Below are 18,117 nucleotides of genomic sequence, written 5' to 3'. Positions count from 1 at the left end.
CCGACCCTCCCAGCTCCCTCCCCTCCCCGCACCGAGCGAAGGAATGCCGCATGCCGTTCGAGTCCACCCGTCTCCGCGCCCTCGAGCTCGAGCTGCGCGCACTCCTCGGCGACCGGGCCGTGTCGACCGAGCCCGCGGCTCTCGCCAAGGCCTCGGTCGACGGCGCGCGACTGTCGCCGATCCTCTCCGACAAGCTCCCCCTCGGTGCCGCCGACGTGGTGGTCACCCCGGCAACGGCCGATGACGCCGCCGCCGTGGTGACCGCCTGCGTGCGGCACGGGGTCGCCGTGACACCGCGGGGGAAGGGCACCGGCAACTACGGCCAGGCCATCCCCACGCACGGCGGCCTCGTGCTCGACCTCTCGCGCTGCCGTCGCATCCTCGAGGTGGGCGAGGGCCGGATGACGGTGGAGGCGGGCGTGACGATGATCACCCTCGAGCAGGCTGCCCGAGCCGCAGGGCAGCAGGTGCTGATGTACCCCTCCACGGCGCAGTCGACCGTCGGGGGCTTCCTCTCCGGCGGCTCGGGGGGCACCGGGTCGATCGCCCACGGTCTCACGACCTCGGGGCACTTCGTGCTCGCGCTCGACGTGGTGCACGCGAGCGGTGAGGGCGTGCACCACGTGGAGGGTGAAGCCGCCCAGGCGTATCTCCACAACTACGGCACGGCCGGAGTCATCCTGCGCGCCACGATCGCCCTCGAGCCGCTGCAGCCGTGGTGCGCGCTCTACGCCTCCTTCGACGACCTCCCCCGGGCGGCCGCAGCGCTGCGACCCCTGGCGGCGCTGCACCCCACACCGCGTCTCGTGTCGGCCGACCCCGCCGAGATCGCCGGCGCGCTGCCCTCCGACCCCGCGATCCCGTCCGACCGCGCCTCCTTCAGGGCGATCGTCGACGCCGCCGCCCTCGCCGAGGCCGAGGAGCTCATCCGCGAGCACGGCGGCACGGTCGAGGCGGTGCGCGACAGCCCGCAGGACACGGTGCGCCTCAGCATGATCTCCTACAACCACCCGATCGAGTGGTTGCAGAAGTCGTCGCCCTCGCGGCTGTTCCATGTCGAGGTCAACGGTCACGCGATCGTCGACCGCCTCGACGAGGTGCTCGCGGTCTACCCGGGCGCATCGCTGCACCTCGAGGCCATGAACCCCGCGCCGCTCGGGATGCTCGTGGCCCCGTACCGCGATGAACGGACAGTGCTCGAGGGCTATGACCGCCTGGCCGCCCTGGGGGTGCGCTCGCACAGCCCCCACCAGTCGAAAGTCGACTTCGAGGTGCGGCGCACGATCGACCTCGCACTCCGCACCGACCCCGCGGGACTGCTGAACCCCGGCAAGCTCGATCGCGTGGCGTGAGCCGAACGACGACGGAGCCGGCGACTCAGTCGGTGACGGAGCCGGCGATCCAGTCGAGGCGGTCGGAGTCGAGATATTCCTCGGTGAGCCTCGATCCGGCAGGTACCACGAGTTCACCCGCCTGATCACGGATCGGCCCCGCCCAGATGTCGAAACGGCCGGCACGGATCGCGGAAGCGACGTCGTTCGCCCGCGTCCGCGCCCGCTCAGGCAGCCACGGCGCGGGCGGCGTGTTGAGCACCACACCGTCGGAGGCCCGCAGATAGTCGTCACGCGCGCTCCACGTGCCGTCGAGCACCGCCGCGATCGAGCGGATCACGTACGGGCTCCACTCGAGATACGAGGCGTCGAGCACCTGCGGAAGGTGACTGAGGCGATCGTCGTGCGCGGTCACCAACGCCCCACCCTCACCCGCCGCTGCGACGACCGCCGGATTCTCGGCCAGGTTCCCCCCGATCACGTCCACGCCGGCGGCGATCAACTCCGCCACCGCAGCACGCTCCCTCTCCGCCTGGTCGGGCGCATGGTAGGTGCCGAGCCACCGCAGCTCGATCCGTGCATCCGGTGCGCTGCGCAGCGCCCCCAGGATCCACGCGTTCGTATAGAGCAGATCGTGCGCCGAACGCGCACCTTCCACGAGGCCCAGCCGACCTGTGCGGGTGGCGGCGCCGGCGAGCATCCCCGAGACGAAAGCGTGCTCGTCGCGCGCTGCCCGATATGTCGCCACGTTGGCCGAGGGACGACGGCCCTGACAGTGCACGAATCGGGTGGTCGGGTGAGAGGCCGCCACTCGCTCCAGGCGATCGGTGACGGTGACGTCGCAGACGAAGACCAGGGATGCGCGCGACGCCAGGGAGTCGGCGGCCGCGCTCCAGCCGTCGCCGTCGCCCAGCTCGTCGAGCACCTCGGTGCGGATGCGGGCGCCGAACCGGCGTTCGGCCGCCCGCCGGGCGCGATCGTGACCGTGGCCCCACCAGTCGCGCACGGAGTTGGCGTGCATCCAGCCGACCCGGAGCGGCGAGGCGGGGGCGGAAGCGGTCACGGTCGCGGTCACGGTAGCAGCGAGCGTTCGGGCAGCACGACTTCGTCGAGGCCGGTGTCGCGCGCGAGGGCCTCGGCCCGGGCGACCACCTCGTTGCGCGGTCCGTCGAGGCAGAACTCGGCGATCACCCGTTCCGGCACCAGGGCGGCCGCAGCGACAGGCCCCGCCTCGGCGACCGCGGCGGACACCTCGCTCACGAGCGCTCCCGGCACCCCGGCCGCCTCGCGATACTCGGGCCTCATGTTCAGCAGCTCGTAGACCACCCTCTCGCGAGAGGCCAGATCGCTCGCCTCGTCGAATCGATGGTGCAGCGTCAGCGCCACGGTGAGGGCGGGTGCCTGCTCGCGCAGCGCCAGCACGAGCCCACCGAGCAACGAGAACGGGATGCCCGACAGCAGCACGCCATCGGCTCGCGCGGCGGCCAGCTCGAGTGTCTTCGGTCCCTTCGTGGCCAGCCACAGCCGGCCGGCGGGGTGACGGTCGCGTACGATCGCGATCGACTCGGCCAGCGCGTCGAGCGGTTGCGAGCGCTGCGCCCCCATGCTCGCCAGCTGGTAGGCGCCACCGGCGGAGAGTATCAGCAGCCCTCGGCCACCGCTGACCTCGTCGAGCGTGGCCAGTGCCCCCGCGGTGACCTCGGGCCGGCGCGTGAACGGGTTCGTGATGAGGCCCAGCCGCATCCGGTCGGTGCACATCGCCGCCGCACCGAGTGCCACCCACCCGTCGCGCGTGCGCGCGCCGTTGTCGGGCAGCACGAGGGTGGGCACGCCGGCCGCCTCGGCGCTCTGCGCCGCGCGCACGACCTGGAGCGCGTCGACCGGCATGACGTTCACGGCGATCATGCGTTCACGACGCCTCGATCGTGCAGATCCCGTCACCGGCCACCGGATGGGACTGGTGGTCGACCACGTTGGTGTCGGCGAGCTCGAGGTTGAAGAACGACATCCGTTCGCCGTCGAAGTAGGGGCCCGCGTGCCAGGTGCCGCGGTGCAGCAGCACGGCCACGTCGCCCGGGATGCGGAACGCCGCGACGTCGGCGAGCCCCGGTCGCGGGTCGTCGTCTCCCTCTCCCGTGGGAGCGGCCACGGCGAGGAGCCACTCGCCCCCACCCACCGACGCGAGAACCTGCGTCACACGACGGTGCCTGGTGAGCGACCGGAATCGCGCCGGCTTGTCCTCGAGCTCCATGAGATAGAAGCGAGGAGCCCCCTGCGACAGGTCGAGCGCGCTCTCGGCGGCGCTCGGCGGCGCTCCATCCTCCCCCGGGGCGAGCAGTTCGCCGAACCGCGCGAAGCCCTCGGCGGTCACCGGGCGGGCGATGAAGGGATGCGTGGTACCGGACATCAGGGGATCCTTTCGAGAGCGGGCCGCAGGGCCGGGGCGACCTCGCGGGCGAACAGACGCAGGGACTCGTGGCGCTGGGCGGTGCTCAGCCCGGGGATGTCGACGAGTATGTCTATGCGCGACGCACCCGAGGCCCGACCCTCCTCGGCGAGGCGGCGCGCCACCCGCTCGGGGCCGCCGACGACGAAGCACATCCGGTCGAGTCCGTCGGCGAGGTCGACCGGCATCGGGGTGGGGTACAGCCGCGCCACCGCCTCCTGGTAGTAGCGGAGGCCGAGGAAGTACGAGGAGTAGAGCCGGTACGCCGGGGTGACCGACTCGAGCGCGAGCGCGTCGGTCGCGGCGACGTGCACGATGCGCACCAGCCGCACCTCGCCGGTTCCGCCGTGGGCGCGATAGCGGTCGGCGTACTGCAGCGAGGTGGCGGCGGGTTCGGCCTGACCCATCACGAAGCCGAGCTGCTCGCGGGCGGCCAGCGCGATCGTCTCGTCGTCGCGGGCCGCCACCAGGATGCGCGACACGAGCGAAGCGGCGTCTCCGACCGGGGAGAGCTCACGCGAGAAGGCCGACCGCCCGTCACTGCGCAGCAGCTCGAGGAGCTCGCCGAGGCGGTCGCGGAAGAGCCACCGCCGCGCATCCGCCCCCACCGCCGCGTCGCGGAAGATCTCGGGCTCGTCGCCGCCCGCACCGAGACCGAAGAGAGCTCGGCCTCCTGTCACCAGGTCGAGCGTGAGCATCATCTCCGCCGTGCGCCAGGCGGCGTCGAGCGAGAGCACCTTCACCCCGGTGCCGATGCGCAGCGAGTCGGTGAGGGCGGCCAGGTGCGACACCACCAGCTCGGGCCACGGGATGCGCGAGGAGAACGCCTCGGCGGGCTTCGCCAGGTGGTGCTCCCCGAGGAGGTAGGAGTCGTAGCCCAGCTCCTCGGCGAGCAGGGCGTCGTCGAGTGTCTTACGCAGTTGTTCTGCGTCGCTCTGGCCGCGCACGCCCCACTGCTGGTCGAGGATGCCGTGGTCGATCCTGTCGCTCATCGCGCTCCCCTCATGTCTTACAAAGAGAGTATCACATGTAAGACAGGTTGCACACGGAAGTGCAGCCGGTCAGCGCTCGCCGCGGTCGACCTTCACCGAGCGCACCATGGCGTAGCGCAGGGCGCCCTTCACGTGCAGTTCCGACGACCAGTAGCCCGTGCGACCGGAGCGGCCCACCCCCGTGAGCTCGACCGTGAGCACCGCCTCGCCTTCGGGACGGCCGAGCGCCCGGGCATCGGCCTCGCTCAGCACGTCGGCGCCCGGCCAGACCACCTCCCACTCGATGTGCTCGTGACCGAGCGACAGGGCGAGGCTGAAGATCGACTCGGAGGGGTCGTAGCCGACGGCTCGCCGACCGGCGAGCGGCACGCAGTCCCGGGCCAGCATGACGGGCCTCCCGTCGGCCGTCCAGAGCTTGGTGAGGCGGAGCACCGGGGTGCCGGGTGCGACCTCGAACTCGACGGCCTCATCGACGGTGATCGGCGTGATCTCGTGAGAGAGCACCTCCACCCCCGGATCGCGCCCGGTCGACCGGATCAGCTCGAGCTTGTCCACCTGGCGGTCGAACCGTGCCGGGATGTTCAGGAGCGACGTGTTCACCACCGTGTCGGCGCCCTTGCGGCGCCGGATGTAGCCGCGCTCCTCCAGCCGCACGAGCGCCTCCCGCACGGCGGGCCGGCTCATCTCGAGGTCGAGGGCGAGGGTCGACTCCCCCGGCATCGAGGTGCCCTCCTCGGCCGCGCGCCGCCACACGTCGCGGAGCCGGTCATCCAGCGACACCTTGTCAGACACGTGCGAGGAATCTCTCTGCATGCGCCCCAGGCTACAGCCGCGCGAGCACGGCCCCGGCGAACTCGGTGGTGCCGGCGGTGCCGCCGATGTCGCCCGTGGCGACGCCAGCGGCGAGAGTGTCGGCGAGCGCCTGCTCGAGCGCGGCGGCGGCCTCGGTCTCTCCGAGGTGCTCGAGCATCATCGCCGCGGCCCAGATGGTGGCCAGCGGGTTGGCGATGCCCTGCCCCGCGATGTCGGGTGCCGAGCCGTGCACCGGCTCGAACAGCGAGGGGTGGCGGCGCTCCGGGTTGAGGTTGCCGCTCGGTGCGATTCCGATCGAGCCGCCCGTGGCCGCGGCGATGTCGGAGAGGATGTCGCCGAACAGGTTCGATGCCACGATCACGTCGTTGCGGGCCGGCTTCAGCACCAGTTCGGCGGCGAGCGCGTCGATGAGCACGCTGCGCAGCTGCACCTCGGGGAACTCGGCGGCGACGGTCTCGGCCACCACCTGGTCCCAGAACGGCATCGTGTGGATGATGCCGTTCGACTTCGTCGCCGAGGTCAGCCTCCCTTTGCGACGGCGGGCGAGGTCGGCCGCGAAGCGGGTGACCCGCTCGATGCCGGCCCGGGTGAACACCGCCTCCTGCACGGCGAGCTCGCCTTCGAGGCCACGGTTGAAGCGGCCGCCCACCTCCGAGTACTCGCCCTCCACGTTCTCGCGCACGATCACGAGGTCGAGACCCTCGGGATGCGCGAGCGGGCTGCGCACCCCGTCGAACAGCCGGGTGGGCCGCAGGTTGACGTACTGCTCGAAGCGGCGGCGGATGGGGATGAGCAGGCCCCACAGGGTGACGTCGTCGGGGATGTCGGGCGCCCCGACGGCTCCGAGCAGGATGGCGTCGGCGGTGGCCATGAGGTCGAGCGCGTCGGCCGGCATCATGGCGCCGGTGGAGCGGTAGAGCTCGGAGCCCCAGTCGCGGTGCCGCCACTCCACCGCGAAGCCGAAGCGGTCGGCGAGGGCGTCGACGCAGGCGAGCGCCGGCGGCACCACCTCCTGGCCGATGCCGTCGCCGGGGATGACGTCGATGATGTGGGTGCGCATGGGTGTCCTCGGATGGGGTGAGCGGGTGGTGCGGCTAGGGGAGAAGTCGTCGCGTGTGCCACGGGGCCCGGCGGGCGGCGGCGAGCGAGTCGGCGGAGGCCTCGAGGAGCGTCGTGCTCTCGGCGCGGGCGGGGGCGGCCCGCTCGAGGTACTCGGCGGCGAGCTCCGTGGCCCGCGCGCGAAGCGCGGGCACGTCGAGCCCGGGCCACGCGCCGCGGTCGTAGACGACGCGCCCCGCCACGAGCACCGTGCGCACGTCGACGGCACGCCCGGCGGTCACGAGCTGGTTGAGCACATCGGTGCGCGGAACGTAGGTGACCGCCGAGAGATCGTGCAGCACCAGGTCGGCCGCGAAACCCGGCGCGATCACCCCGAGGTCGTCTGCGCGCCCGAGCGCCGCCGCGCCACCGGCCGTCGCCGCGCGCAGCACCTCCTGCACCGTCAGCCACTCCCCTGCCGGTCGCTCCGACACCCGCGAGAGCAGAGCGGTGAGCCGGATGCCGTCCACCATGTCGAGCGCGTCCGAGGAGTTCGCCCCGTCGGTGCCGATCGCGAGCCCCACACCGGCGTCGAGCAGCCCCCGTGAGTCCTGCACCCCCGAACCCAGGCGCAGGTTGCTCGCCGGAACCGTCACCGCGGTCACCCCGGCAGAGCCCAGCAGCTCGTTGTCGGCCGGGCTCGTCCAGATGGAATGCGCGGCCGTGAGCCACGGGCCGAGCACGCCGAGACGGTCGAGCTCGGCCGTGATGGAGCGACCGAAGTAGTGTTCGCCGGCCAGGGCCTGGGGCTTGGACTCGGCCAGGTGGGTGTGGAGGCGGAGGTCGTGGGAGCGGGCCAGGGTCGCGAGGCCTTGGGTGAGGGTGGGGGTGCAGTGGGCGGGGATCGTGGGGGCTAGGGCGGGGGTGAGGAAGGTCGGGTCGTAGGGCCAGGATTCGATGAGGGCGGTGCAGGTTTCGAGGATGTGTGCCGTGTTTGGTTGTTCGGGGGGGCGCTGGGGAGTTGGGGGTTGGGGGTCCTGCCCGAGGACGCCCGCCACACCGGGACCCCCAACCCCCAACTCCCCAGCTTGGTCGGAATCAACCGGCTGCGAGGGGGACGAGGGGATGCCCGGATCGCCGCAGCCTTGGTGGAGGAAGGGGAGGGAGGCGGGGAGGGGGCGGTCGGAGACCATGGGGGCGAGGGTGGCGCGGATGCCGGTGGTGGCGTAGGCGGTGGCGGTGAGGTGGATGGCTTCGAGGGTGGGGGTGGGGGTGCGGGAGTGGAGGTCGAAGAGGGCGGTGCAGCCGGAGGAGAGGAGTTCGGTGGCGGTGAGGAGGGCGGAGAGGCGGGTGAGCTCGTCGGAGCGGGCGGAGGCCATCCAGGCGCCGTGGGTGAGGGAGTGTTCGAGGGTCCACTCACGGGCGATGCCCTTGAGTATGCCGGAGTGGCTATGGGTGTGGCCGTTGACGAAGCCGGGAGTCACGAGACATCCGGATGCGTCGATCACCTCGGCCTGCACCGAGCCGTCGGCCGCGGCGAACGAACCCCAGGGGCCCGTCGCCACGATGACGCCGTCGTCGACGAGCAGGTCGAGCTCGGCGGTCGACCCGTGGTCGGCCGTGAGCACGAGCCCGCCCGCGACGACGACTCTCACAGCGCCGGCCCCCTCATCGTGCGATCTCCGGCGGAAAGTTCTCGTACCAGTGCCGCGCGATGTCGGCCCGGCGCGCCCACCACACCGACTCGTGCCCCTGCACGTAGTCGAGAAAGCGCGCCACCCCGGCCGCGCGGGCGGCATGCCCGCTCACCCGCGGGTGCAGGCTCACCATCATCATGCCGGGCGAGCGCGCGCCCTCGGCATACATCACGTCGAAGGCGTCTTTGAGGTAGGTGAACATGTCGTCGCTCGTCGACCACCAGCCCTTCGCGAACTTGTTGTCGTTGTTCGAGAAGGTGTGCGGAATCACGAGGTGCTTGCGGCCTCCCACCGGCGTCCAGTACGGCAGCTCGTCGTCGTACGCATCCGAGTCGTAGAGAAAGCCGTTCTCCACCAGCAGCGAGCGTGTCGACTCGCTCGGCCCGTAGCGGCAGTACCAGCCGTCGGGCACGCTGCCCCAGATGCTCTTGAAGCTGGCGAGGGCGAGCTTCAGGTGAGCGCGCTCCTCCTCCTCGTCGAGCAGGTAGTGCTTGGTGTAGCGGTAGCCGTGGCCGAGCAGGTCGTAGCCGGCGAAGCGGGAGTGCACCGCGATCTGCGGGTTGTACTCCAGCGCCACCGCGCAGGCCGAGATGGTGGCGGGCAGGCCCCGCTCCTCGAGCAGACGCTGCAGCCGCCAGAACCCCACGCGCGAGCCGTAGGCCATCATCGACTCCCCCGCCAGGTCGCGGCCGGGCACGTCGGCACCCGCGGTGCCCCCGTCCGTCAGTGGCGACTCGCTGTGGTCGAAGCCGTCCTCGACGTTGTCCTCGGCGCCCTCCTCCACGTTGATGGTGATGTTGACGGCGATGCGGGCATCACCCGGCCAGTGCGGATCGGGGCGGTTGCGGCCGTAGCCCACCAGGTCGCGCATCGGAACTCCTCGGTACTCGGGTCGGTCGACCGACGGGTGATCAGTCGACCTCGGGAAGGGCGGCGTCGGCGGGCCGGCCGAGATCGACCAGCTCGCGCACGTCGAAAGCACGGTAGCTGTCGAAGAACGCCTCTCTATCTTCGAGGAAGAGCGAGCGGCTGAGCGCGTCGGCGAGCCGTCTGCCGCCGGCTCCGAGCCCCGAGTTCATGTTGCCGTTCAGGCCCATCGAGAGCCGGGCGCCGTAGGTGAAGTCGCTCACCCGGGTGACCCAGGATGCCCGACCCGGCTCACGGGCCACGAACTCGAAGCCCGAACCGAGGTAGGGGTAGTCGAGCAACGACGCATCCTGCCACTCGGCCGGCGGGGTGAAGCGGTGCCGCCAGAGGGCCACCCGGGGTGCGAGCTCGGCCAGCTCGGGGCGCGCGGCGAGGTCGACGGTGGGGCCGGTCGCGGCGATCACGTGGTCGAACTCGAACGAGGCCTCGGGGGTGGTGACCCGGATGCGGTCGTCGGCCCCCAGCCCGATCGAGGTCCACGGGGAGCCCGTGTGCGGCGTGAACGTCTCATGCCGCATGCAGCGGTACCAGGTGGGCTGGGGCGGCGGCTGGTTGGTCTGGTTGAAGCGCACCGTGTAGCGCCACTTGTCGGCGTCGGGCAGGTCGGGGAAGTGCGCGCCGAAGGCGTAGAACTCCATCCAGCGGAACGGGTTCACGCGCGGGATCTCGGCGCGGCGGTAGAACAGGTCGACGGAGGCGGCTCCCGCCTCCAGCGCGGAGGCCGCGTAGTCGAAGGCCGAGGCGCCGCCGCCGAGCACGCCCAGCCGCTTGCCGGCGAAGGCGCTGAAGTCGAGCTCCTCGCCGGTGTGGTTGTAGCGCCCCTCGGGGAGCGCCTCGCGGATGAAGGCGGGTGCCGTCCAGGCGCCGTTGCCGGCGAGGCCGGTGGCGAGCACCACACGGCGGGCGAACACCGTCTCGGGGCCGTCGGGGGTGTCGAGCTGCACCGCGAGCGGGGCTCCGGGCTCGAGCGCCGCGGGCGTGATCGAGGTGACCGTGGTCTCGTTGCGCACCCGCGCATCCGTCACCCGTCGATACCAGCCGAGGTACTCCTGCCAGTGGTGCCGGTCGATGTGCACGAGGTCGTTCCAGGCCGTGTCGCCGAAGCGGGCGCGGTACCAGCTCTCGGGGGTGAGGCTCGGCAGGCCCTGGTCGGGGCCGGTGAGGCCCTTCGGGGTGCGGAGGGTGTGCATGCGGGCGTAGGTGACCCAGGGGCCCTCCTTGCCGGCGGGCGCGGTGTCGACGATCTCGACGTTGGTGATGGCGCGGCGGCGCAGGGCGAAGGCGGCGGTGAGGCCGCCCTGGCCGCCGCCCACGATGAGCACGTCGCGCACCGGTCGGCCGGCGAACTCCTGGGCGGTGAGCCACTCGGGGCGGGGGTAGGCGGTGATGTCGAGCTCGCGCCGCACCGCGTCCTCGAGCGCCGTGAGGGCGGCCTCGGAGTCGTGAGCCGGGTCGCGCGCCGTGTCGCGGGCGGGGTCGTGCACGGCGCTCACCTGCTCACGAGCGCGGTGAGGGCCGCGACGTCGGTGAGCGACTCGAGCTCGGCGACGACCGCCACGATCTCGTCGGCCTTGCCCGCATCCCACCCCGCGAACTCGGCGCAGCCGCGGAACTTCTCGGCCACCTCGCCGTAGCTCATCGGGTCGGCCGGGCTGCCCTTGCCGAAGGCGCTGCGGCCCGAGATGACGGTGCCGTCGTTCAGCTCGATGTCGATGATCGACGTCATCTTCGCGTAACCGTCGGCCTCGGCCTCGGGGTGCACCCAGAACTCGACCTTCTCGATGGCGGCCTTCACGTCGGGCCGGTTCACCACCTCGTCGGTGAACTCGTTCAGGCCCGCGCGGCGCTCGAGCAGCAGGATCGCCATGCAGAACTCCATCGAGAACTTGGCCTGCAGCTCGTTCACGGGCCGGTGGTGGATGAGGGCGTTCGGCATGTTGTGGTTGGTGCCCACCTTGACGTGCTTCACGTCGTCGATGTGGAGGTCGTTCGCTTTGATGAGACGCAGCATCTCGGTCATGGCGGGGTGGGTGAGCGAGCCGGAGGGGTGCGGCTTGATGGAGACGCCGGGGTCGGCGAAGGTCCACGGGTGGCCGAGCTGACCGCGGATGGCGGCCTCGTCATAGCCGCCGCCCGCCGCCTGGAAGAAGCCGCGCGGTGCCTCGAGGATCTCGGGGCTCGCGCTCCAGCCGGCCCGCGCGAAGTCGGTGGCCACCACGCCGGCCTCGGCGGCGCGGCCGGCGTGGAACGGCTTCGTCATGGTGCCGAAGTTCTCGCGCAGACCCGCCGACTGGCTGCCCGCGATGGAGAGGGCGCGCTGCGTGGTCTCGAGGTCGGAGCCGCGCAGGCGGCTCGCCGCGCTGGCGCTGGCGAAGGGGCCGCAGGTGGCCGTGGCGTGGAAGCCGTGCTGGTAGTGGCGGGGCGAGATGGCCTCGGCGATCTTGCACTCCACGTCGACGCCCACGAGGTAGGCCATGAGCAGCTCGGTGCCGCCTGCGCCGAGCTGCTCCGAGACGGCGAGCGCCGCCGGCAGGGCCGGGGCGGTGGGGTGGGTGAGCAGACCGTAGACGCGGTCCTCGGCCACGGCGAGCTGGGTGTCGTCGTAGTCGTCGGCGTGGATGGCGACGCCGTTGGCGAAGGCGGCGAAGCGGGGCGAGACCTTGAGGTCGGTGCCGATGACGGTGGTGGTGCCCGAGCCGACGACCCCGGTGGCCTCGAGGTAGCCCTTCACGATCTGGCCCGACTCGGCGACCGAACCGGAGAGCGCGAGGCCCAGACCGTCGAGGATGGACGACTTCGCGAGCGCCACGACGTTCTCGGGCACGGCCTCGCGCGGGGTGTCGAGCACGAAGGAGGCGACCTCGCGGGTGAGGTCGCGGCCCTTCTCGGGGTCGATGGTGGGGGTGAAGTTGACGGGGGTGCTCATGGGGTTCCGTTCGGTCGGTGCGGGTGGTGCTGCGGTTCGGGCTGAGGGGTGGTGGCTGAGGGGGCGGGCGCCGACGGTGCGGGCGCGAGCGGGGCGGGCGCGGGCGGGATACGCGGGGCGGCGGCCGGAGGGGCAGTGAGGATTCGGGCCAGGGCGATCAGCTCGTCGTCGCGGTCGGGGAAGCCGAGCAGCTGCAGGCCGAGGGGCAGGCCGTCCACCTCGAGCAGGGGGAGGCTGAGGGCCGGGGCGCCGAGGAAGCTCCAGGTGGCCGGCATGGTGCGGCTGCCGGTGGTGGTGTGACCGAGAGGTGCGACGTTCGCCGTCGAGAGAGTGACGAGCGCGTCGTACCGTTCGGAGAGTGCCTGCAGCCGGTGTCGCAGCCGGGCTCGCAACGCATGGATCGTGGCCAGGTGTTTCGCACTCTGCTCCGGCCCGCGCTCGACGAGGTCCCGGATGCGCGGGTCGGGCTCCGGATCGGGACGGGCGGCGTCGACGTAGGGGGCGAGGATCGGTGCCGCCTCGGCCGCGAACAGGTCGAACACGAGCGGGGTCGAGCCGGCGACCTCGGCGTCGAAGGCGGCGAGGCCGGGGTCGTGTTCGGAACGGGTCACCGTCGCCGTGCCCGTCTCATCCAGGCGGGCCAGCAGCACTTCCAAGGCCGCCCAGCTCTCGGGGTCGGGCTCGTCGCCCGAATCGAGTCGCACGAGCCCGAGGCGTGGGCGCACCCGTCGTTCGGGAGGAGCATCGGGGGTGCCGGCCGCGAGCACCGCCGCCACGAGCGCCAGGTCGTCGACCGAGGCGGCGATGACGCCCACGTCGTCGAGCGACGGCGCCACTGGGTGCACTCCGCCCATCGGCAGGCGGCGGTGGCTCGGCTTGTAGCCGACCGCGCCGCAGTACGAGGCCGGGCGGATGGTGGACGCCCCGGTCTGCGACGCCAACGCCGCCGGCACGATGCCCGCGCCGACGGCGGCGCCCGATCCCGCCGAGCTGCCGCCCGGAGTGCGCGCGAGATCGTGCGGGTTCGCGGTGACCGTCGTGGTGCCGCAGGCGAACGGGGTGCTCGTCGTCATGCCGATCACGATCGCGCCCGCCGCCCGCAACCGCGCCACGGCCTCGGCGTCGGCCTCCGGCCGGCGGCCCGCGAACAGCGACGAGCCCAGCTCGGTCGGGAACTCCGCGCTGTCGATGATCTCCTTCACCGCCACGGGCATCCCGTCGATCGGGCTGAGCGGGGTGCCCGCTGCCCACCGGGCATCCGCCTCGGCCGCGGCGACGGCCGCCCGGTCGAGGTCGACGTGCGTGAACGCCCGGAGCTCCGGCTCCCACCGCGCGAGGCGGGCGGCGACCCCGGCCAGGAACTCCGACGGCGTGCCCGGGCGCTCGCTCCAGGCCACGGGATGCGCGCCGCTCGCGCCGTTCGCCGTCACTCCGCCCCTTGGCGAGGGGCTACGGCGGGAGCGGTCACGGCGGGAGCGGTCACGGCGGGAGCGGTCACGGCGGGCGCGGGAACCTGCGCCGCGAACCAGTCGTGCACCTGCGACGACGTGACGGCCGCGCATCCGGCTGCCCCCTGCACCAGGTCGACCATCGCCTCCAGCTCGGCGATGCGGTGCGGCACCCCCATGATGTGCGGGTGCAGGCCGATCGGCATCACCACGGGGCTCAGCTCGGCCTCGCGAGTGAGCACCGGCAGGGTGGCCGCGGTGCGCGCGAGCAGCGATCCCGCGGGCTGGGTCTGCACCTGGTAGGTGGTGACGTCGTTGAGTTCGACCGTGTAGGGCAGGCCCAGGATGCTCCTGCCGGCTCCGGCGTCGAGCCACACGGGGCGGTCGTCGATCATCCAGTCGTGGTCGAACTCGAGGCCGGTCTCGCGCAGGATGCGGAGGGTCTCGTCGGTCTGGTTCATGCCGGGCCCGAGCCAGCCGCGCGGGGCCGCACCGAAGCGGCGCGTGATGACCTCGATCGCCTCCTCCACCACCGCGCGCTCGTCGTCGAAACCCTGGATGCTCTGCTGGCGGATGCCGTGACCCACCACCTCCCAGCCCCGCTCGGCGATGAGGTCGGCGACCTGGGGATAGTGCTCCACGACGTCGGAGTTGAGCGCCACCGTCACCGAGGCGCCGATCGGCGCGAGCGCGGCGGCGACGCGCGGGAGGCCGGCGCGTAGTCCGTAGAGCACCCAGGAGTGGTTCGCCACGTCGGGCACCACGCTGAGTCCGTGCGGGGCGGGCAGGATGGCACGGGGCATGGGGCGGTCGAGCGTCCAGTGCTCGAGGTTGAGCACGAACTGCACGAGCACGCGGGCGCCGCCGCCGTCGCCTCCGTCGCCGCCGAACGGCTGGAGCGGCGGGGCGTCGGGCGCGAAGGCGAACGGTGCCGGGGCGCGGCGGCCGGTGCCGCTCACGACTGCTCCCCCGGCACATCCTGACCCGCCCGCTCGGCGAGCTCGACCAGCAGCTCGTCGTCGCCCGGCAGGCCCAGGATCGACACGCCGATCGGGGCCCCGTCGACGAGGCCCGACGGGATGCTCAACTGCGGGCTCCCCGCGAGCGAGGCGGGCACCACCAGGGCGAGGTTGGCGTCGCGGAAGGCCATCAGTTCGTCGTGCGTCGACGAACGCAGGGGCGCGGGCCCGATCGCGGTGGGCAGCACGGCGATCGCGTCGACCAGCAGCTCGGCGAGCCCGTCGACGAACTCCTGCCGCTCGGCCTCGGCGGCGGCGACCTGATCGTCGGTCACCTCGCCCGCGGCCAGGATGCGGTCGCGGATGCCCGCGCCGAGCTCCGGGTCGTCGGCGAGCACCCAGGCGCCGTTGCTCTCCCAGAGCTGGCGGCTCATGAGCGGCCAGAACACCGAGGTGAGGGGCGCGGCTCCCGCCGCGTCGGCGAGCGCGGCGCTCGAGAGCTCGAGCCCCCACTGCGAGGCCCAGCGCGCCGCCGTGCGCTCGGTCAGCGCGCGGGTCGCGGGGTCGGCGAGGGCCACGAGGTCGTCGAGCAGCACGAGGCGCCGGATGGGGCGACGGCGAGCGGGGGTGGCCGCCAGCACCGCGAGGGCAGCGTCGAGGACGGCGGGGCGGCGTGCCAGCAGCGACACGGTGTCGAACCGCGGCGCCATCGGGCGCACGCCGCCGCGGTCGATGCGGTCGTGGGTGGTGCGCAAGCCGAAGAGGCCGCAGAAGGACGCGGGGGTGCGGATGGAGCCGCCGGTGTCGGTGCCGAGACCGAGCAGGGCGTCGCCCGCGGCGACCGCCGAGGCGCTCCCGCTCGACGAGCCGCCGGGCACGCGATCCAGCGCGGCCGGGTTCCACGGGGTGCCGTAGTGCGAGTTGACGCCGAACATGCCGGCGGCGAGCTCGTCGGTGGCCGTCTTGCCGATCACCGTCGCGCCCGCGCCGAGCAACAGCCCGACGGCGGTGCTGTGCCGCGCGGCGGGGGCCGAGGTGCGCGCCAAGGACGGGTTGCCGGCGCCGGTCACGTGGCCGGCCACGTCGTAGAGGTCTTTCACCGCCACGGTCACGCCGCGGAGCGGGCCGTCGTCGTGCTCCGTGAGCGTGAACTGACCGCCGGGGGCGAAGTAGCTCGTCGACTCACTCGTGCCCGGCTCCTTCGCCGTCGTCGGGCCGGTCATCGTGCGCCCCCGCTCTCTTTCAGGTGCCTCTCGAATCCGTTGGCGACGTGCCTCGTGGCCAGGTCGCGCGCATCCGACGCCCGTCCCTCCACTACGGCGGCCGCGATCTCCTCGTGCTCGCCGAGCGACGACTCGATGTTCTCGTGGATGCTGAGCGCCCTCGCCCGGAACAGGTTGATCTCGCGCGAGATGCTCTCGTACTCCTCGCCCAGGCGTGGGTTGCCGGATGCGGTGAGCAGCGCCCGGTGGAACTCGCGGTTGAGCTCGTAGTAGGCCGCGGCGTCGTCGCGCTCGGCGACGGTGCGCATGGAGGCGAGCAGGGCGCGGAACTCGATGGCCGCGGCCCCTCCGGAGCGACGGGCCGCGAGCTCGCAGGCGAGGCCGAACAGGGCGGAGCGGATCTCGTAGAGACCACGCGCCTCGACCTCGCTCACGACGCGCACGAAGGCGCCGCGATTGGGGATCTGCTCGATCAGCCCGTCGCGTTCGAGCGCCGTGATGGCCTCGCGGATCGGGCCGCGGCTCACCCCGAGCCGCGCCGAGAGCTGCACCTCGGCGAGCCGGTCGCCCGGTGCGAGCTCGCCCGAGGTGATGAGGCGCTCGATCTGACGCCTCGCCGCCATCGAGCGGTTCTCGGCGACGGGCGGGAGTGCGACGAGCTCTTCGAACCCGATCTCAGGCATCGACCGGCTCCGTCTCGGTGGGCCCGGCTGTTCCGGCCGCGGCCGCTCCGGTCATGCTCCCCCGGTCATAGCCGGAGAGGAATTCGTCGACAAGGCGATCGGCGCGGGCGAACGGGTAGTTGCGGTGGGCGTAACCCTTCACCACGTGCTGGGCGCCCGAGTAGAAGCGCTCGTACTGCACGTGCCGGCCGGCGTACTCGGAGCCCACCACATCCCACACCAGCTTGAAGAGCTTCACCCGCTCGTCGAGGGTGACCAGCTCTGAGCCCATGAGCAGGGCCATCGAGGCGCGCTCCTCGGGGTCGGCGAGGTCGGCCTCCGAGGCCGGCAGCTGGATCACTCCGCCACCGCAGAGCTCGGCCAGGATGCGCACGGCGTTCGGGTAGAGCTCGGTCTGCATGCCGAGAGCGGCATACAAGAACTGGCCGTCCGGCCGCACCACTCCGAACTCGTCGACCGAGGCGCGGCTGTAGGCCGACTCCACGAACGACTCCACCGTGGTGGCGATGAGCGAGACGTCGGTGACCATGTGCTTCACCGCAAGGTCGTTCTCGCGGCCGTTCGCCGAGGCCACCCGCGCGGCGAGCCCGGCGATGAAGCGCAGCTTGGCGGCGAGGCGGATGACCGACTGGATGTTGCCCAGCTGGTGCGCGGCGGTGGCGAAGAACTGCTGCTGCAGCTTGGCGCGGTCGCGGAGGATGAAGAGCCTGTCCCACGGCACGAGCACGTCGTCGAAGGTGACCATCGAGTCGGACTCGTCGAAGCGGGTGCTGAGCGGGTAGTCGAACACCGAACCCGACTGGGCGTAGGGGCGGCGGCTGATCATGCGGAGTCCCGGTGCGTTCACCGGGATGATGAACGAGAGCGCGCGGTCTTCTTCGCCCTCGCGGAGGGGGCGCACGCACGTGACGAAGATCTCGTCGGCCACCGCGCCGCCGGAGGCGAGCATCTGGGCACCCGACACGATCACGCCCTCGGCCGTCTCACCCACCACCTCGAGCTGGCGGGCGGTGGAGGTGGGGTCGGCCGGGTTGGACTGCGGGGGCACGATCGAGTTGGTGATCCAGAGCCCGCGAGAGGCGGCGTACTCGTAGTAGTCGAGCACGGTGCGGCTGCGTTGCGCTCCCGGTGCGCCGGTGACGGGATCGGCGGGCTCGTCGAACAGGGCCGCGTTGCTCACGAAACCGGCCAGCAGACCGGCCACGTGGTCGGGGCCACGGCCGATGAAACCGTTGGCGAGTTCCGACCACTCCTCGAGGGCTGCCCGGCGGGCGTCGCTCTCCGCGGTGGTGCGCGGGATGCTGTAGATGAGGTGGCGTCCGGTCTCGGGATCGAGCATGCGGCTACCCGCCGTGTTGGCGTGATCGTAGATGCCGGCCACGCTCGCCACGATGCCCGCGAACGCCGGGTGCGTGGCCACGTTCTGCACCCGCTCGCCGTCGACGCGCACGTCGCGTCCGTCGTCGAGCGCCTCGATGTACTGCCGGCCGGTGCGCATGCTGCTCCCTCGAATTGTTGACAATCTCATTGAAGGGCCGTCGTGTTACGGGGGTGTTTCCTGACGGGAAATTCCGGGTTTCCGGGAGCCGAGATCTCGCAGAACCGGGATGGACTCATCCGTTTTGTTGACAATC

The 18,117-nt window shown here is 72.2% G+C and carries 16 protein-coding genes; 1 reads left to right on the top strand and 15 read right to left on the bottom strand.

All coding sequences use genetic code 11. The features are described from left to right. Positions 1–50: 50 nt before the first annotated feature. Complete coding sequence (locus N1031_RS10035) at positions 51–1,352, top strand: FAD-binding oxidoreductase (RefSeq protein ID WP_259479492.1); 1,302 nt, start codon at positions 51–53, stop codon at positions 1,350–1,352. A 25-nt stretch (positions 1,353–1,377) separates the two neighbouring features. On the opposite strand, the gene N1031_RS10030 is transcribed toward N1031_RS10035, so the two are convergent. The 15 genes from N1031_RS10030 to N1031_RS09960 form a co-directional block, all read right to left on the bottom strand. Beyond that, positions 1,378–2,394, bottom strand: coding sequence for a BMP family ABC transporter substrate-binding protein (locus tag N1031_RS10030; RefSeq protein ID WP_259479491.1), 1,017 nt, complete (start codon positions 2,392–2,394; stop codon positions 1,378–1,380). Between the two features lie 8 nt (positions 2,395–2,402). Next, positions 2,403–3,236: an LLM class flavin-dependent oxidoreductase gene (locus N1031_RS10025; protein WP_259479490.1), complete on the bottom strand. Its 834-nt coding sequence runs from the start codon at positions 3,234–3,236 to the stop codon at positions 2,403–2,405. 4 nt (positions 3,237–3,240) lie between these two features. After that, positions 3,241–3,738, bottom strand: coding sequence for an ureidoglycolate lyase (locus N1031_RS10020; RefSeq protein WP_259479489.1), 498 nt, complete (start codon positions 3,736–3,738; stop codon positions 3,241–3,243). Next, positions 3,738–4,769, bottom strand: coding sequence for an LLM class flavin-dependent oxidoreductase (locus N1031_RS10015; RefSeq protein ID WP_259479488.1), 1,032 nt, complete (start codon positions 4,767–4,769; stop codon positions 3,738–3,740). Before N1031_RS10015 ends, N1031_RS10020 begins: the two co-directional genes overlap by 1 nt. 69 nt (positions 4,770–4,838) lie before the next feature. Further along, on the bottom strand, positions 4,839–5,582 hold the full coding sequence (locus tag N1031_RS10010) for a GntR family transcriptional regulator (protein WP_259479487.1): 744 nt from the start codon (positions 5,580–5,582) through the stop codon (positions 4,839–4,841). 10 nt (positions 5,583–5,592) lie between these two features. Further along, positions 5,593–6,642: a tartrate dehydrogenase gene (locus N1031_RS10005; RefSeq protein WP_259479486.1), complete on the bottom strand. Its 1,050-nt coding sequence runs from the start codon at positions 6,640–6,642 to the stop codon at positions 5,593–5,595. Between the two features lie 34 nt (positions 6,643–6,676). Further along, positions 6,677–8,275: an amidohydrolase family protein gene (locus N1031_RS10000; RefSeq protein ID WP_259479485.1), complete on the bottom strand. Its 1,599-nt coding sequence runs from the start codon at positions 8,273–8,275 to the stop codon at positions 6,677–6,679. A 13-nt stretch (positions 8,276–8,288) separates the two neighbouring features. Next, positions 8,289–9,188: a polysaccharide deacetylase family protein gene (locus tag N1031_RS09995; RefSeq protein ID WP_259479484.1), complete on the bottom strand. Its 900-nt coding sequence runs from the start codon at positions 9,186–9,188 to the stop codon at positions 8,289–8,291. Between the two features lie 40 nt (positions 9,189–9,228). Beyond that, complete coding sequence (locus N1031_RS09990; RefSeq protein ID WP_259479483.1) at positions 9,229–10,737, bottom strand: FAD/NAD(P)-binding protein; 1,509 nt, start codon at positions 10,735–10,737, stop codon at positions 9,229–9,231. Continuing rightward, positions 10,734–12,170: an MmgE/PrpD family protein gene (locus N1031_RS09985; protein WP_259479482.1), complete on the bottom strand. Its 1,437-nt coding sequence runs from the start codon at positions 12,168–12,170 to the stop codon at positions 10,734–10,736. The genes N1031_RS09990 and N1031_RS09985 overlap by 4 nt, the downstream gene beginning before the upstream one ends. Then, positions 12,167–13,600 carry an amidase gene (locus N1031_RS09980; RefSeq protein WP_259479481.1) on the bottom strand — a complete coding sequence of 478 codons (1,434 nt, stop codon included), beginning with the start codon at positions 13,598–13,600 and terminating at the stop codon, positions 12,167–12,169. Before N1031_RS09980 ends, N1031_RS09985 begins: the two co-directional genes overlap by 4 nt. Beyond that, the gene (locus N1031_RS09975; protein WP_259479480.1) at positions 13,597–14,577 is read right to left on the bottom strand and encodes a polysaccharide deacetylase family protein; all 981 of its coding nucleotides are present in this window, start codon (positions 14,575–14,577) and stop codon (positions 13,597–13,599) included. Before N1031_RS09975 ends, N1031_RS09980 begins: the two co-directional genes overlap by 4 nt. Next, positions 14,574–15,800, bottom strand: a complete 1,227-nt coding sequence (locus N1031_RS09970; protein ID WP_259479479.1) for an amidase — start codon at positions 15,798–15,800, stop codon at positions 14,574–14,576. The genes N1031_RS09975 and N1031_RS09970 overlap by 4 nt, the downstream gene beginning before the upstream one ends. After that, positions 15,797–16,483 (bottom strand): GntR family transcriptional regulator, encoded by a 687-nt coding sequence (locus N1031_RS09965; RefSeq protein WP_259479478.1) that lies wholly within the window; start codon positions 16,481–16,483, stop codon positions 15,797–15,799. The genes N1031_RS09970 and N1031_RS09965 overlap by 4 nt, the downstream gene beginning before the upstream one ends. Next, positions 16,476–17,981, bottom strand: coding sequence for a 4-hydroxyphenylacetate 3-hydroxylase family protein (locus N1031_RS09960; RefSeq protein WP_259479477.1), 1,506 nt, complete (start codon positions 17,979–17,981; stop codon positions 16,476–16,478). Before N1031_RS09960 ends, N1031_RS09965 begins: the two co-directional genes overlap by 8 nt. Between the last annotated feature and the right edge of the window lie 136 nt (positions 17,982–18,117).

Origin of the sequence: Herbiconiux moechotypicola (assembly GCF_024979255.1) — a bacterium.
Classification (GTDB): domain Bacteria; phylum Actinomycetota; class Actinomycetes; order Actinomycetales; family Microbacteriaceae; genus Herbiconiux; species Herbiconiux moechotypicola.
This window is presented reverse-complemented; position numbering and strand designations above follow the sequence as displayed.

Bases quoted from the DNA above. Each gene is read 5' to 3' on its own strand.
- N1031_RS09965 (WP_259479478.1), bottom strand. From the start codon at position 16,483: ATGCCTGAGATCGGGTTCGAAGAGCTCGTCGCACTCCCGCCCGTCGCC.
- N1031_RS09985 (WP_259479482.1), bottom strand. From the start codon at position 12,170: ATGAGCACCCCCGTCAACTTCACCCCCACCATCGACCCCGAGAAGGGC.
- N1031_RS09970 (WP_259479479.1), bottom strand. From the start codon at position 15,800: ATGACCGGCCCGACGACGGCGAAGGAGCCGGGCACGAGTGAGTCGACG.
- N1031_RS09960 (WP_259479477.1), bottom strand. From the start codon at position 17,981: ATGCGCACCGGCCGGCAGTACATCGAGGCGCTCGACGACGGACGCGAC.
- N1031_RS10020 (WP_259479489.1), bottom strand. From the start codon at position 3,738: ATGTCCGGTACCACGCATCCCTTCATCGCCCGCCCGGTGACCGCCGAG.
- N1031_RS10025 (WP_259479490.1), bottom strand. From the start codon at position 3,236: ATGATCGCCGTGAACGTCATGCCGGTCGACGCGCTCCAGGTCGTGCGC.
- N1031_RS09995 (WP_259479484.1), bottom strand. From the start codon at position 9,188: ATGCGCGACCTGGTGGGCTACGGCCGCAACCGCCCCGATCCGCACTGG.
- N1031_RS10005 (WP_259479486.1), bottom strand. From the start codon at position 6,642: ATGCGCACCCACATCATCGACGTCATCCCCGGCGACGGCATCGGCCAG.
- N1031_RS10015 (WP_259479488.1), bottom strand. From the start codon at position 4,769: ATGAGCGACAGGATCGACCACGGCATCCTCGACCAGCAGTGGGGCGTG.
- N1031_RS10035 (WP_259479492.1), top strand. From the start codon at position 51: ATGCCGTTCGAGTCCACCCGTCTCCGCGCCCTCGAGCTCGAGCTGCGC.
- N1031_RS10010 (WP_259479487.1), bottom strand. From the start codon at position 5,582: ATGCAGAGAGATTCCTCGCACGTGTCTGACAAGGTGTCGCTGGATGAC.